Source organism: Atlantibacter subterraneus (genome assembly GCF_007570865.1).
GTDB classification, from domain to species: domain Bacteria; phylum Pseudomonadota; class Gammaproteobacteria; order Enterobacterales; family Enterobacteriaceae; genus Atlantibacter; species Atlantibacter subterraneus.
On sequence record NZ_VLPS01000001.1, the window covers coordinates 898,792 to 911,962 of the forward strand.

A 13,171-nucleotide genomic window follows, 5' to 3' on the forward strand; every position below is an offset into this window, starting at 1 on the left:
CGATTACAAGGACGTTCCACTTACCTCAACTACTCTCTGGAGGATGCTATGTCTTCTCAATCCGCCGTCGGCGCACAGGTCGCCACCCACAAGTGGGTGATACCGCGCTTGTCACTCATGATGTTTCTTGAGTTTTTCGTCTGGGGGGCCTGGTACGTCACCCTGGGGATCGTGATGTCAAAGTACGGCCTGGGCGCGCTGATTGGCGATGCGTTCTCCACCGGGCCGATTGCCTCGATTCTGTCGCCGTTCCTGCTGGGGATGCTGGTGGACCGCTTCTTCGCCTCGCAAAAGGTGCTGGGCATCCTGCACCTGATTGGCGCAGCGCTGCTGTGGTGGCTGCCGACGCTGTTTGAAAGCGGGCAGAGCGGGCTGCTGTGGATCATCTTCGCCTATATGCTGTGCTACATGCCGACCATTGCGCTGAGCAACAACGTGGCGTTCCACAGCCTGAGCAACAGTGAGAAGGGCTTCCCGATTGTTCGCGCCTTCGGCACCATCGGCTGGATTGTCGCGGGCCTGATCGTTGGCGCAACCGGGCTGTCTGACAGCACCGGCATCTTCACGCTGGCGGCGGTCGCCTCGGTGATCCTGGGGATTTATAGCTTTACGCTGCCGCACACGCCCGCGCCGGATCGCGGCAAGCCGCTGTCGATGCGCGACCTGATGTGCGCCGACGCGTTCGCGTTGCTGAAACAGCGCCACTTCCTGGTATTTATTATCTGCGCCACATTGATCTCCATTCCGCTGGCTGCCTATTACGCCTACGCCGCGCCGTTTATTTCCGCCCTCGGCTTTGAGAACGTCAGCGGAGTGATGGCGTTTGGCCAGATGTCCGAGCTGCTGTTTATGCTGCTGATCCCGTTCTTCTTCCGGGCGCTGGGCATCAAAATGATGCTGCTGATCGGGATGCTGGCGTGGTTCCTGCGCTACGCCATGTTTGCTCTGAGCATCAATGAAGAGACCCGTTGGATGATCTACATCGGCATCATTCTGCACGGCGTCTGCTACGACTTCTTCTTCGTGATTGGCTTTATCTATACCGATAAAGTGGCGGGCAACAAAGTTAAAGGCCAGGCTCAAAGTTTGCTGGTGCTGTTCACCTACGGGCTGGGGATGCTGATCGGTTCGCAAATCAGCGGCGCGGTGTTCAACCGTTCGGTCACTGCCGAGGGCGCAGAAGCGCTGGCCCAGTGGCAGGACTTCTGGTGGTTGCCGGCTATCGCGGCGGTGATCATTGCCGCCATCTTCTTCTTCACCTTCAACTACCGTGAGGAGAAACAGCATGGCTAAACCGCTGCGCATTGTGGTGGTCGGGTGCGGCAACATGGGCAGCGCGCACGCGCTGGCCCTGGACGCCATGCCGGAATTCACCCTGTGCGGACTGGTGGCGCGCGGCGATTCCAAAGCGCGCCTGCGGGAAAAACTCACCGGCGATCCGGCGCTGTATGACACGCTCGCAGAGGCGCTGAGCGACGCCCGGCCCGACGCGGTGTGTATCGCCACCTGGCCTGACAGCCATGAGCAACTGGCTATTGACGCGCTGAACAGTGGTTGCCATCTGTTTATCGAAAAACCGCTCGCCACCACGGTGAGCGGCGCGCAGCGGGTGGTGGATGCCGCCGCCCGCGCCGGTAAAAAAGTGGTGGTAGGCTATATTTTGCGCCAGCATCCGGTGTGGCAGCGTTTTATCGAGCTCAGCCACACGCTCGGCAAGCCGCTGGTGATGCGCATGAACCTTAACCAGCAAAGCGCGGGCGAGGCCTGGCAAACCCACAAGGCGCTGATGCAGTCGCTTTCGCCGATTGTCGATTGCGGGGTGCACTATCTGGACGTGATGTGCCAGATGACCCAAAGTACGCCGGAATCGGTGAGCGCCATTGGCGTGCGGCTTTCTGAGGAGATCCCCGAACAGCAGTACAACTACGGCCAATTGCAGGTGCGTTTCAGCGACGGTTCGGTTGGCTGGTACGAGGCGGGCTGGGGGCCGATGATGAGCCAGACCGCGTTCTTTGTAAAAGACGTGATTGGCCCCAACGGTTCGGCGTCCATCGTGGCGCGCGAGGCGGGCGGCGAAGGCCAGTCGGCGAACGTCGAGGCCCATACCCGTACCGAATCCCTGCGTTTGCATCATGCCGGGCTGGACGCTCAGGGCCGGTTCGTTCAGGACGATGAGTGGATCGACACTGACGACGAGCCCGATCACTACGAGCTGTGCCGTCGGGAACAACAGTTTTTTGCCCACGCGATTGCCAGCGATGCGCCGCTTGACGCCCATCTGCGCCAGGCGATAGACAGCCTGGCGGTGGTGCTGGCGGCGGATCGGGCGGTACGCGAGCAGCGAACGGTATTAATTAAGGAGGTGTATCAATGAAAACCCTGAAGGGACCATCCCTGTTTTTGTCCCAGTTTATTGGCGACGCGCCGCCGTTTAATAAGTTGGAAACCTTAGCCGCCTGGGCGGCAGGGCTGGGCTACAAGGCGGTGCAAATCCCCACCCATCTGCCGCATATTTTCGATCTCGACCAGGCCGCCACCAGTAAAACTTACTGCGATGAAGTGCGCGGCAAGCTGGCGGATGTCGGCCTGGTCATCAGCGAACTGTCGACCCATTTACAGGGCCAACTGGTGGCCGTACATCCGGCTTACGAACAGGCGTTCGCCGGATTTGCGCCTGAAGCGCTGCACAGCGATCGCGCCGGACGCCAGCAGTGGGCGGTGCAGCAGCTAAAAAACGCCGCCAAAGCCTCGCAGCAGCTGGGTTTGCAAGCCCACGCAACCTTTTCTGGCGCGCTGGCCTGGCCCTATTTTTACCCCTGGCCGCCGCGCAACGTCGCATTAATCGACGAAGCCTTTACCACTCTGGCCCAGCGCTGGACGCCGATCCTCGACAGTTTCGACGAGGCGGGCGTAGACCTGTGTTATGAACTGCATCCCGGCGAAGATCTCCACGACGGCGCAACGTTTGGGCGCTTTCTCGAGCTGACCGGCAACCATCCGCGCTGCAACATCCTGTTTGACCCCAGCCATATGGTGCTCCAGCAGATGGATTACCTCGGCTTTATCGACTTCTGGCATGAGCGCATCCGGGCGTTCCACGTTAAAGACGCCGAATTTACCCCCAGCGCACAGAGCGGCGTCTACGGCGGCTATCAGGCGTGGGTCGATCGCCCCGGTCGTTTCCGTTCGCTGGGCGACGGTCAGGTGGATTTCAAAGGCATCTTCAGCAAGCTGGCGCAGTACGATTACCCCGGCTGGGCGACGCTGGAATGGGAGTGCTGCCTGAAAAACGGCGAGACCGGCGCGCGGGAAGGGGCGAAATTTATCTCCGATCATATTATTCACGTCGCCGACCACGCGTTTGATGACTTTGCGCTGCGTAACAGCGATCGCACGGCCATTCGCCAGATGCTCGGTTTAGCGGAGGGCTCATGACGCGTCGTTTACGATTAGGCATGGTGGGCGGCGGCGAAGGGGCATTTATCGGTGCGGTCCACCGCATCGCCGCGCGGCTCGACGACCAGTTTGAGCTGGTTGCCGGGGCATTTTCATCGCGTGCTGACGTGGCGGCGCGCTCCGGCGCGGCGCTGTTTATCGCCCCGGATCGCAGCTATGCCAGCTGGCAGGAGATGGCGGAGCGCGAAGCGGCGCGAGAGGACGGCATTGATGTGGTGTCGATCGTCACCCCTAACCATCTGCACGTGCCGGTGGCGCAGGCGTTTCTTGAACGCGGCATTCATGTCATCTGCGATAAGCCGCTCGGCATCAGCCTGGACGAGGGCCGGGCGCTGGCGAAAACAGTCCGCGACAGCGGCTGCCGGTTTATCCTTACCCATAATTACAGCGCCTTGCCGATGGTGCGTGAAGCCAGGGCGCGGGTTGCAGCGGGCGAGCTGGGCGATATCCGGCGTATCGAAGTGGAGTACCTGCAAGGGTGGCTCAGCGAACGACTCGAAGAGACCGACAATAAACAGGCGCGCTGGCGTGGCGATCCGGCGCTCGCCGGGGCGGGCGCGATTGGCGATATTGGTACCCACGCCTGGCAACTGGCGGCCTTTGTCAGCGGGATGGAGCCGGTTTCTCTGCGCGGCGAGCTGATGACCCGCGTTGAGGGCCGACGGCTGGACGACGAAGTGGTGGCCGATATGCGCTACGCCAACGGCGCGCATGGGCGACTGCTGGCAAGCCAGGTGGCAGGCGGCTATCTCAACGATTTGCGGCTGCGGATTATCGGCAGTCGCGCCAGCCTGAGCTTCCACCAGCAACATCCCGAACAGCTGGTGATCCACCCGCAAGGGGCGAGCAGTTACACTGTCACGCGTAACGGACCAGACAACCGCGATGAAACCCGCGCGCTGTGCCGCACGCCCGCCGGGCATCCGGAAGGGTATCTGGAAGGTTTCGCGCAGATTTATCGCGAGGCTGCGCAGCTGATTCGCGGCGAATGCGATGCGCCGCTGCTGCCGGGCATTGATGCCGGTATCGCCGGGATGAAGTTTATTGAGACGGTAAAGGCCAGCAGTGCCAGAGGCGGTGAATGGCTGGCGTGGTAGTCGCCTGACGTAAACAAAAAAGCCAGACGTGAAAGCGTCTGGCTTTTTGATTATCCACGTCAGGAAATCAGTTTTTCTAACGCCTCCCGGTCCTGGTTTTTTACCGCTTCCGGGTGCTGATAACCCTGATTCCCGCGTGCCTGATGGTACAGCATCACCAGCCAGTCATAGACGTAGCCGGTTGCGGCATGAGCAGGCTGTTCGCTGAGTTTGGTCAATCGCGTATTACAGCCCGGCTGCGGCGCAAAGACCGGTTTGCCGGTATTTACCCGGCTGGCAGGGCGTGCGTCCGGCGGCAAATCATTCACGCCCAGCCAGGTAATAAAGTTCCCCAACCCGGCATACAGCAGCGCGCCGCAGACGCCTTCTTCACGGGCAATGGCATCGAGCTGCACATCCAGCCGCAGCCGATAGCTGGTAACAATCAGGGTTTCCACCAGCCAGGCCAGTACCGCAGGCTCCAGATCCAGCAGGCGCGCCTGCTCCGGCTGTTGGCTCCACAGGCGCACATGGTTAACCCACAGCTGATGCGTCCGGGTGGCAAGCGAATCCTGGGTCGCAGTTGCTGATGAATCATCCGTCTGTGGCTCGGCGAACAGATCGATATGCCGATCGAACAGTCCCTGCGCATGGGTTACCGGCGCGCTATCCGGCGTGTCGCACAGCGCCTGTAGCGTGGCGACCGGCGGCAGCAGCGCCGCCAGGATATCGCCGTGCCGCGCCGCCTGGCGTTGCAGCGCGCGGATCGCCTGCTCGGCATCGACGGCGGTGGTGTTATTGTCATGATAAGGGGCAAAGGCCTCCTTCAGGGCCTGGCGCAGGCGCTGCTGTTGCGCCGCGAGACGCTGCGCGCGCCGTTGTTCGCTCAGCGCTTCCTGCATCCATTCCAGCAGTCGCGGCAGGCTGCGGTTATCCAGCGCCTGAAGCGTACCCCAGCGCTGCCCCGGTTTGCCCAGCAACCGCTGCACGCCGTCATCCAGATGCTGTTCGCCGCTGAATCGCGCATCGCCGGGGGTGATCGCCCACACCAGGCCCGGCAGCGTATCGTCCTGTACCGGGTGCGTTTCCTGCGCCCAGCGCAGCAGGGTGCGGGCAATGGCGGGTGTCGAGACGCGGTCCGGCGTCGCGCCGCACATCACCAGCAGATCGATAGCCGCCTGCTGGCGGTAGCAGTCCAGCAAAAATGCGCGTTTGGTCTGCCACAGCGGCGCACCACCAGAAAATGCCGGGGCCGGCAGGTCGAGCAGATCCACATCCCCCAACGCGCACGGGCTTTCCAGCGGCAGCTTCAGCTCAGCGCACAGCAGCGCCAGCTGGCTCACCGCCACGCTGAGCGCCGGTTGCAGGGCGTCGCCGTTGATGGCGCATACCAGCACGTCCCGGGCGGTGGCGCTGTCCTGATGCTCGCACAGCAAGAAGCCTTCTTCAGGCAGGGAGAAATTGTCGACCAGCAGGCTGAGCGGCGCGGCGATGCTGCGGTGGAAACCCAGCAGTTGCAGGGTTTCCGCCAGACCCAGCCACTGCGCGGTGAACTCGCGCTGATCGCCCCACAGCAGCGCGTACAGCTGGCTGCGTTCGCTGAGGCCGAGATGCGGGATCAGCGACGCAAAGCGGTGCCAGGTTTCCATCTGTACGCTGCGGGTGCGCATACCGGCACGGCGGGTAAAGGTTTCAATTACCACGGCCAGGCTGGCGGTGCTGATGGCGCTGTCGGCCAGCGGCTGGCGCAGCGGCTGTAGCTCATCCAGCCGCTTGCGCAGCAGCGCGTCGTCCACGCCGCGCGGATTCGGCTGATGATGATAGTGTTCAATAAACAGCGTCACCAGTTCCGCTTCGCTCAGCAGACGTAAGGTCAGCGGAAACGCGTCGCTCAGCGCCGCGCCCGCGCTAAAACGCAGCGCCATGGCGGTGGCGTTATGGCCAGGATTGATATGCGCCAGGTAATCAAGATGTTTGCCCGGCGTAACCGGCAGCCGGCCCTGTTCGCCGCCGCAAAACGCGCTCAGCAAAAAGGCTTTGCTGGCCTGGCCTGCGCCGCACAGCGCGAGGGTGCGTTTTGACGCGGCCTGGTTTTGCAGGGCGAAGGCGCTGGCGTTCAACCGGGCGAGGGTGAGTTGCAGCGCGCTGGCCTGGGCATCCAGCAGTGCCGAACGCTGACGCGCCTGCGCCAGCCAGTTTTCCAGCGCCGGAAGTGAGGAAGTTACAGACATTTGAGGTACACACTCCCGCTATCAATCCAGTAGTGGCTGCCGCTGCTGCGACGGTCCGCCAGGGTATTCAGTTTGAAGGTCAGTTGATCCACCGGCACTTTGCTGCCGTCGGAAAGCCAGGCTTCCGCCAGGGTAAAACCTTCCGGCGGGCGCGATTTTTCGCCGTGCAGCGCCAGGCGAACGTTGAGCACGCCATCCCCGGCGATGGCTTTTGCCAGCGAAGTGGAGTTGACCGCCACGGTATACAGCGGCGTGGCGGGCCAGCGGGCGTTATCTAACTGGCGAAAACCGAGCGTGACGTTGCCGCGCAGCGGGAAATGCAGTCTGGCATTGAGCTTTTCGCCAGGGTTATCGAGGTCGATATCCCGATACCAGATATTCTCATCGCGCAGCGTATTGGCCTCGTTGTCCAGTACGCCGAGGTAGCGCACCGTGGAATACGCGCCGATGTCTGCCGCCTTAAAGTTAAAGCGCGGCAGGCGCAGATCGAGGGCGAGGGCGCACAGCATCGCGCCAACGGCGGCGGTGGATTTCGGATTGCCGACGCGGCCCTGTTTGCTGAACGGATACCACTCGTGAACTTCGTAATTTTCCAGCCACACCATGCGGCTGACCGGCACCGGTTGCAGATGGCGGATCAGCGCCTGGACGCCCGGCAAACAGCCCGGACGCCCGGTGACCAGCAGCACGTCGCAGCGGTAGTGGGAAATCACTTCGCACAGCGCGTGCAGCGGGGCGCACAGTGAGAATTTACCGGCAAAAATCTGCTCCTGAAGTTCGCTGAAGCGGATTTGCAGCGGCGCGGCGAACAGGTCGTAACCGCTGGCGTCGGCGGGCAGCGCCAGGACGATTGCCTGATTCAGATAGTTCAGGACGTTAACGCTCGGGCGCTTGCTCAGCAGATCGCCGACGCTGGCGTACAAACCCGCCAGTTCATCCGCCGGATCGCTTTGCTCCCAGGCCTGCAATATCGCGTGGCCCAGCGGCATCAGCAGTTGCAGGGTGGTTTGCTGGCGCAGAATGGCCTGGGTGTCCATGCGTCCGGAATCGCCGAACAGCGACCCCAGCAGCGCGGCGGCATCCGCCACGCCCGCTTTTTGCAGGTCGGCCTGTAGCGCAGGCAGCACGCAGCGCTGAATAATATCCAGCAGCAGATCGTCGCCTGCCACTTTAAACCCTTCGCGGAACAGCAGCGTTGGGGAAATTTTGACGTTGCTACCGATGCCATCGTCGAGGCTGTAGCGGGTAATCGCCATATCGGTCGTGCCGCCGCCGATGTCAATCGAGGCGACGCGCAGGGTGCGGCCCGGCGCTTCGCCCGGTTCCGGCAGGCGGTCGCTGCGGGCAAAGCTGTTAAAACAGGCTTCCGTCTGGCCGCGAAAATGCACCATGGCTTCGTTATACAGCCACACCAGCTGGCCGCAGCTGGCTTCATCCCACTCCATATGGATATTCGGTACCGGAACGCGGCTCTGGCGTTTGCCCTGCTCGCTGGCAAAGTCTTCATCCTGCGGATGCCAGCCCAGCGCTTTCCACACCAGGGCGATGGCTTCCTGCATCCGGCGGCGAAAGATCTCCCGCTCCTGGCCCGGCATGGCGGACGGCAGGGTGAGGATCAGGTTACGCAGATGGCGCGGCGAATTGCTGAAGCCCATACGCTGGCGGCTGGCAACGCTGTTGATCTGCACCAGCGCCTGAGCCAGCAGTTCGCACAGCATCTGGGTCATCAGCGAGCTGCGGCTGTACTGCGGCGAGAACACCGGCAGGCGCTCATCGGCGGGCAGTTTCCACAGCGGTTCGCCGTCGTCGTTCATCAGGTTCATCAGCGGCCAGGCGGTCGCCAGCGGTTCGCGCTGGGTTTTTGGCGTCAGCAGGCTAAAGCGCCACGCCTGGCTGGACGGGGTTTCGTCCCATAAGTAGCGGCGCGGGCTGGAGATGCCGCTGTGGCCCTCGCTGCCCAGCCGCTCGGTGGCGAGCTTGCGGGCTTCATCGCCGACGCGCACGATAGACGGCCAGACAAAGGCATCGTCGCGGCCGCTTTCCACCGAGAAATGCTGTTTGCCGAAGCGGGCCTGAGAGAACTCAAGGCGGCTGGTAAACAGCGGCGAGTTAAGAAACTGCGGTTCGCTTAGCGAACGCACCTGAAGCTCCATGGTCTGGCGCAGCCCGTCGTTGGCTTCACCGTGATCTTCGATGATCACGCCGCAGGTGTGGGTGTTGCCGACATCAAGAATCAAATCGACATTAATGGCGGCGGTGCCCAGGGTTTCGGTGACGATTTTAATCTCCGGCACCTGTAACTGTTCGCCCAGCATGGTCAGCAGGTTCAGCCAGTGTGCCTGGTATTCAAAGTTTTTTAGCGCTTTGGCGCTGTCGCCCTGGGTGCGGCTTTCACGGGTGGCGAGGTAGTGGGTAAAACTCTCCCGCAGCCAACCGTCAACCCAGGTGTGATCGAGAAAATCGCCCACTTCGTCATCGCGCCAGGCGAGGGCGAAACGGCTGCCGTTGCGCACGTCATACCGGGAAGGGGCCAGCAGCGAGGCGGTGTCCTCGTCGCTGAGATGGGTATCGAACGCGAAGGTCACGCGGTGGGTGTTTCCGGCGCTGTCCGGCTCATCCAGACGGCGGATTTGCACTCGCGCCCAGTTATCCGGCCCGGTTGTGAAGGTGCGCGGCGGATTGAAACGCAGCACCGGCACCGGCAGCCAGACGCCGTCCAGCACGCTCAGCGAATAGCTCAGCAGATGGGCGCTTTCCGGTTTTACCACTTCCGCCACGCCGCCGTCGCGGGCAGGGAGCGCGTATTTATCGCTGGCGGCCAGGTAGTCGAGGCGCAGCAGCGGGCCGTTAGCGGTTTTACGCACAAAGCGGCCACCGTGCAGCGGCTCTTGCGGCGTCAGGCCGAAATCGAGGAACTGCACGCCGCTGTTTTCAATCAGGGCTACGTTCTGTTGGTAATCGCACAGGTTTGCCAGCATAGGATCAGGCGCTCGCTTTCTTAAACGTCAGGGGAAGCAGGGTGTTCTCGTCATAACGCGCCGTACACTGAGCGACGTTGCCCTCTCCCGATTTACAGGTGATTTCCGGCAGCGGGAAGCGCGAGCCGTCGGTGCAACGCGCGTTGCCGCGGGTTTTGATCATCAACTCACCGCTGCTGTGCAGGCCGGAGAACACTTCGCCACGGCAGACGATATTGTCGCCGTGGGTGACGCGCACGCTGCCTTTGTTGTTTTTGATGTCGTAACGCAGCGACGGCGGCTTGCCGGTGATGGGATCGCGGGATTCCACCTGAACCCGCCAGCTGCCGTTCAGGAAGCGGGTCGAACCGATTTTGATCTGATCGGCGTCCATCAGCATGGCGTTCCGGGGGTCTTCTGGTTGCGCAGGGGCAGGCGGCGTCACCACCGGTTCTGGCTGCGAAATACTCGCCTGCACCAGCGGCAGCGGCGGGGCTTCAACCACCGGCGCGGGTTTAACTTCCGCCACTACCGGCGTTGGGTTTTCCAGCGCACGCACAGCGGCGATTTTGTCTTCAACCGCTTTTGGCGCGGCGGCAACGGCAGGCGCGCTCGGGTTTTGCAGGCTGGTCCACAGCACCGGGCCCGCAATGGCGGCAATCACCGCGGCGGCAACCGGCAGCAGCCAGACGGATTTCCGGCGGGTTGGCGCAGGCGCGGCGGGGGCAGGTTGAACCTGCGGGGCCGGTTCACTGACGGGTGCGATAACCGGCATCGCAGTTGGCTCGGGCGTGGGCATCAGTAGCGGAGCGTCGGGTTCGCTCAACTGGGGTTTAACCATCGGCACTTCAGGCTCTTCGGCAGGCAGGGTTTCAATCACCGGCGGCGCGGGCTCCACGTCATTCAGGCAGGCCAGAATATCGTCACGCAAGCCTTCATTAATACTGACGAAGCCCCAGAAAGTGACCACCGGTTTGCCGTCCACCAGCCAGACGTGATTGGCTGCCGGGAACTGAAGCGCTTTTTCCAGCAGCGCGCCAAAGTGGGCCAGCGCGGTTTTATCGCTCTGGCGGCAGCGCTGGCTTAACGCGCTGGCGCTGGCGAGGGCGCTTTCCAGCAGGCGGCGCGCCTGTTTACGCTGGGCGTCGCTGGCGGCCAACCAGGAAGTGGCTTTACCTTCCAGCGGCGCATACCAGTCCACGCGATCGCCGTCGTCGTTACGCTGCGGAATAGCGAGATAATCCACCAGCGGCTGCTTGCGCAGGCGCAGGGTTTCACGAATTTGCAGCGCAGAGTCAAAAACGGATTGCCCGTTATCGCCGACAGCCTGGAAGTCATCCAGATTTCCGCTGCGTAAGAGAGTTTTTGCCACGTGTTGTTCCTGCCCATCTTCTTTTACTTGTCTACTTTACCGCGCCCGGCGGCAAGCAAACGGCAGAAGAAAAGCGAAAACCTATGAATTATCGGGGCATTGAAACGCCTGAGGTAAATGGCCTGGTTTGTACTGTGCGGGCGCGCTAAGATTTAGCAAAACCACATAAGGAGGGGCGATGTCTCATCTGGATGAAGTGATAAGCCGCGTCGATGCGGCGATTGCGCAAAGCGTAATAGCGCCAATGAATGAATTGCTGATTGAGCTGAGCGACGATAGCGAGCTGAGCCGCGAGGAGCGTTATCAACAGCAGCAGCGGTTACGCACCGCCATCGCCCATCACGGGCATCATCAGGCGCAGGAGCGTCAGCAGGCGGAAAAAGCGCGTCTCGATCAGTTGACGCGCGGCGGGACCATTCTCTAAAACTGCCTTCTTGCCACCAGCCAGGCGCCGATCACCAGCAGCACCGCGCCGATGGCTGGCCCAATCATCGCCCGCAGCGGCACACCGTGGCTGCGGGCGATATCCATCACCAGCCCGCCGATTAACTGGCTGGCGACCAGCACTGCAATGGTGGTGGCCGCGCCGACGTTCTGATAACCGGTAATACTGGCGAACACGAAAAACGAACCCAGCAGGCCGGGGATTAACGTCCACCAGCGCACGGTGGCGAACAGCTCCTGCACCCCGGCGAGGCCGTTGCGCGCCAGCAGAATGCCGGTAAACAGCACAATCCCCACCAGCGAGTTCAGCAGCATGGCGATCAGGATCGTCGAGGCGGACTGGGTAATGCGCACCATAATGGTGTTCTGCACCACCAGGCCGATCCCTGCGGCGGTTAAAAACAGCAGGGTCAGGGAACTGTTCATGCCGGGAGATCCGGCTCGTTGCGGTCGTCGAGCTGGAGCTGCATAAAGGTCAGATCCAGCCAGCGCCCGAACTTGGTGCCGACCTGGGGCATTTTTGCGCTAATAGTAAAGCCCAGCTTATGATGCAGCGCGATGGACGCCGCGTTTTCTGATTCGATTCCCGCTACCATCACGTGCTTATGGCAGGCGCGCGCCTCGTCAATCAGCGCCAGCATCAGGGCTTTGCCGATGCCTTTTCCGTGATGATCCGGATGGACATACACCGAATGCTCTACCGTGTGGCGAAAGCCTTCAAACGCTCGCCAGTCGCCAAACGAGGCGTAGCCGATAATCATGCCGTTCTCTTCAGCCACCAGCACCGGGTAGCCCGCGTTGCCGCGCTGATAGAACCAGGCGAGGCGGTTTTCAGTATCCACCGTGCGGTCATTCCAGATAGCCGCAGTATGTAAAACGGCGTAGTTGTAGATACCGGCAATGGCTTCACAGTCTTCTGCGCGGGCGCGGCGAATCTTCATGGTTGAACCTCAGAGGGGTGTTCACTATATTGGTACGCTATGAATAATATAATCGACACATTAAATCAACGGATCAGTGGCAGAATCCGCCTCGAGCGCGAATCACGCGGCTGGTCGTTAAGCGATTTGGCCCAGCGTGCCGGGGTTTCCCGCGCCATGATCCATAAAATCGAACGCGGCGAGAGCAGCCCGACGGCGACCATGCTGGCGCGGCTTTCGGGCGCGTTCGGCATCAGCATGTCGACGCTTATCGCCCGGGCCGAGGCACCCGCCGGGCGGTTGCTGCGTTATGAGGACCAACCGCTGTGGCGCGATCCGCAGAGCAGTTATCTGCGCCGCCATATTTCCCCGCAAAATGATTTCCCGCTTGATTTGGTGCAGGTCGAACTGCCTGCCGGCAGCGATATTCCCATGCCCGCCTCGGCGTATGCCTTTACCCGTCAGCTTATCTGGCTGCAGCAGGGCGAACTGGTGTTTTTAGAGGGCGATGTGCGCCACGAAATGCATCAGGGCGACTGCCTGGAGCTTGGCCCACCTAACGATTGTCACTTTATTAATGAAAGTGATGCATTGTGCGTATATTTAGTCGTGCTTCTTAACAAGAATTCAATTAGCATTTCTTAACGATTTTGCTGGCATCTTATCTAAATATCGCTATTTTCTTTACGAGCACCTGAAAACTATAAGGCTATTA

Annotated in this window: 11 protein-coding genes; 6 read left to right on the forward strand and 5 right to left on the reverse strand. The window is 61.4% G+C overall.

What is annotated here, in order from left to right; all coding sequences use genetic code 11:
* Window positions 1–48: 48 nt before the first annotated feature.
* From FND52_RS04375 to FND52_RS04390, 4 genes are read left to right on the forward strand one after another with little or no spacing between them, the layout of a single operon-like run.
* A complete protein-coding gene (locus FND52_RS04375; protein WP_144129572.1) occupies window positions 49–1,293 on the forward strand; it encodes an MFS transporter in 1,245 nt (414 codons plus the stop codon).
* Complete coding sequence (locus tag FND52_RS04380) at window positions 1,286–2,374, forward strand: Gfo/Idh/MocA family protein (protein WP_144129574.1); 1,089 nt, start codon at window positions 1,286–1,288, stop codon at window positions 2,372–2,374. Before FND52_RS04375 ends, FND52_RS04380 begins: the two co-directional genes overlap by 8 nt.
* Window positions 2,371–3,435 carry a sugar phosphate isomerase/epimerase family protein gene (locus FND52_RS04385; RefSeq protein WP_144129576.1) on the forward strand — a complete coding sequence of 355 codons (1,065 nt, stop codon included), beginning with the start codon at window positions 2,371–2,373 and terminating at the stop codon, window positions 3,433–3,435. Before FND52_RS04380 ends, FND52_RS04385 begins: the two co-directional genes overlap by 4 nt.
* The gene (locus FND52_RS04390) at window positions 3,432–4,553 is read left to right on the forward strand and encodes a Gfo/Idh/MocA family protein (RefSeq protein WP_144129578.1); all 1,122 of its coding nucleotides are present in this window, start codon (window positions 3,432–3,434) and stop codon (window positions 4,551–4,553) included. The genes FND52_RS04385 and FND52_RS04390 overlap by 4 nt, the downstream gene beginning before the upstream one ends.
* Before the next feature lie 59 nt (window positions 4,554–4,612).
* On the opposite strand, the gene FND52_RS04395 is transcribed toward FND52_RS04390, so the two are convergent.
* The 3 genes from FND52_RS04395 to FND52_RS04405 are packed head-to-tail and all read right to left on the reverse strand — an operon-like array spanning window position 4,613 to window position 11,092.
* Entirely contained in the window at window positions 4,613–6,763 is a 2,151-nt protein-coding gene (locus FND52_RS04395; protein ID WP_144129580.1) for a virulence factor SrfC family protein, read from the reverse strand.
* Complete coding sequence (locus FND52_RS04400; protein ID WP_144129582.1) at window positions 6,754–9,741, reverse strand: virulence factor SrfB; 2,988 nt, start codon at window positions 9,739–9,741, stop codon at window positions 6,754–6,756. Before FND52_RS04400 ends, FND52_RS04395 begins: the two co-directional genes overlap by 10 nt.
* 4 nt (window positions 9,742–9,745) lie before the next feature.
* Window positions 9,746–11,092 (reverse strand): SrfA family protein, encoded by a 1,347-nt coding sequence (locus FND52_RS04405; protein ID WP_144129584.1) that lies wholly within the window; start codon window positions 11,090–11,092, stop codon window positions 9,746–9,748.
* Window positions 11,093–11,270: 178 nt separating this feature from the next.
* Between FND52_RS04405 and FND52_RS04410 the strand changes: the two genes are divergently transcribed.
* Window positions 11,271–11,516 (forward strand): DUF2526 family protein, encoded by a 246-nt coding sequence (locus tag FND52_RS04410; protein WP_144129586.1) that lies wholly within the window; start codon window positions 11,271–11,273, stop codon window positions 11,514–11,516.
* On the opposite strand, the gene FND52_RS04415 is transcribed toward FND52_RS04410, so the two are convergent.
* Both FND52_RS04415 and FND52_RS04420 read right to left on the reverse strand, forming a co-directional pair.
* On the reverse strand, window positions 11,513–11,962 hold the full coding sequence (locus FND52_RS04415; RefSeq protein WP_125295195.1) for a DMT family transporter: 450 nt from the start codon (window positions 11,960–11,962) through the stop codon (window positions 11,513–11,515). The genes FND52_RS04410 and FND52_RS04415 overlap by 4 nt on opposite strands.
* A complete protein-coding gene (locus FND52_RS04420) occupies window positions 11,959–12,477 on the reverse strand; it encodes a GNAT family N-acetyltransferase (protein WP_125295196.1) in 519 nt (172 codons plus the stop codon). Before FND52_RS04420 ends, FND52_RS04415 begins: the two co-directional genes overlap by 4 nt.
* Window positions 12,478–12,516: 39 nt before the next feature.
* Between FND52_RS04420 and FND52_RS04425 the strand changes: the two genes are divergently transcribed.
* A complete protein-coding gene (locus FND52_RS04425; protein WP_125295197.1) occupies window positions 12,517–13,101 on the forward strand; it encodes a helix-turn-helix domain-containing protein in 585 nt (194 codons plus the stop codon).
* The last annotated feature ends 70 nt before the right edge of the window (window positions 13,102–13,171 follow it).

Excerpts from the sequence above, each read along its gene's own strand:
- FND52_RS04415 (WP_125295195.1), bottom strand. The coding sequence starts at position 11,962 with ATGAACAGTTCCCTGACCCTGCTGTTTTTAACCGCCGCAGGGATCGGC.
- FND52_RS04395 (WP_144129580.1), bottom strand. The coding sequence starts at position 6,763 with ATGTCTGTAACTTCCTCACTTCCGGCGCTGGAAAACTGGCTGGCGCAG.
- FND52_RS04420 (WP_125295196.1), bottom strand. The coding sequence starts at position 12,477 with ATGAAGATTCGCCGCGCCCGCGCAGAAGACTGTGAAGCCATTGCCGGT.
- FND52_RS04400 (WP_144129582.1), bottom strand. The coding sequence starts at position 9,741 with ATGCTGGCAAACCTGTGCGATTACCAACAGAACGTAGCCCTGATTGAA.
- FND52_RS04385 (WP_144129576.1), top strand. The coding sequence starts at position 2,371 with ATGAAAACCCTGAAGGGACCATCCCTGTTTTTGTCCCAGTTTATTGGC.
- FND52_RS04390 (WP_144129578.1), top strand. The coding sequence starts at position 3,432 with ATGACGCGTCGTTTACGATTAGGCATGGTGGGCGGCGGCGAAGGGGCA.
- FND52_RS04425 (WP_125295197.1), top strand. The coding sequence starts at position 12,517 with ATGAATAATATAATCGACACATTAAATCAACGGATCAGTGGCAGAATC.
- FND52_RS04375 (WP_144129572.1), top strand. The coding sequence starts at position 49 with ATGTCTTCTCAATCCGCCGTCGGCGCACAGGTCGCCACCCACAAGTGG.
- FND52_RS04410 (WP_144129586.1), top strand. The coding sequence starts at position 11,271 with ATGTCTCATCTGGATGAAGTGATAAGCCGCGTCGATGCGGCGATTGCG.
- FND52_RS04380 (WP_144129574.1), top strand. The coding sequence starts at position 1,286 with ATGGCTAAACCGCTGCGCATTGTGGTGGTCGGGTGCGGCAACATGGGC.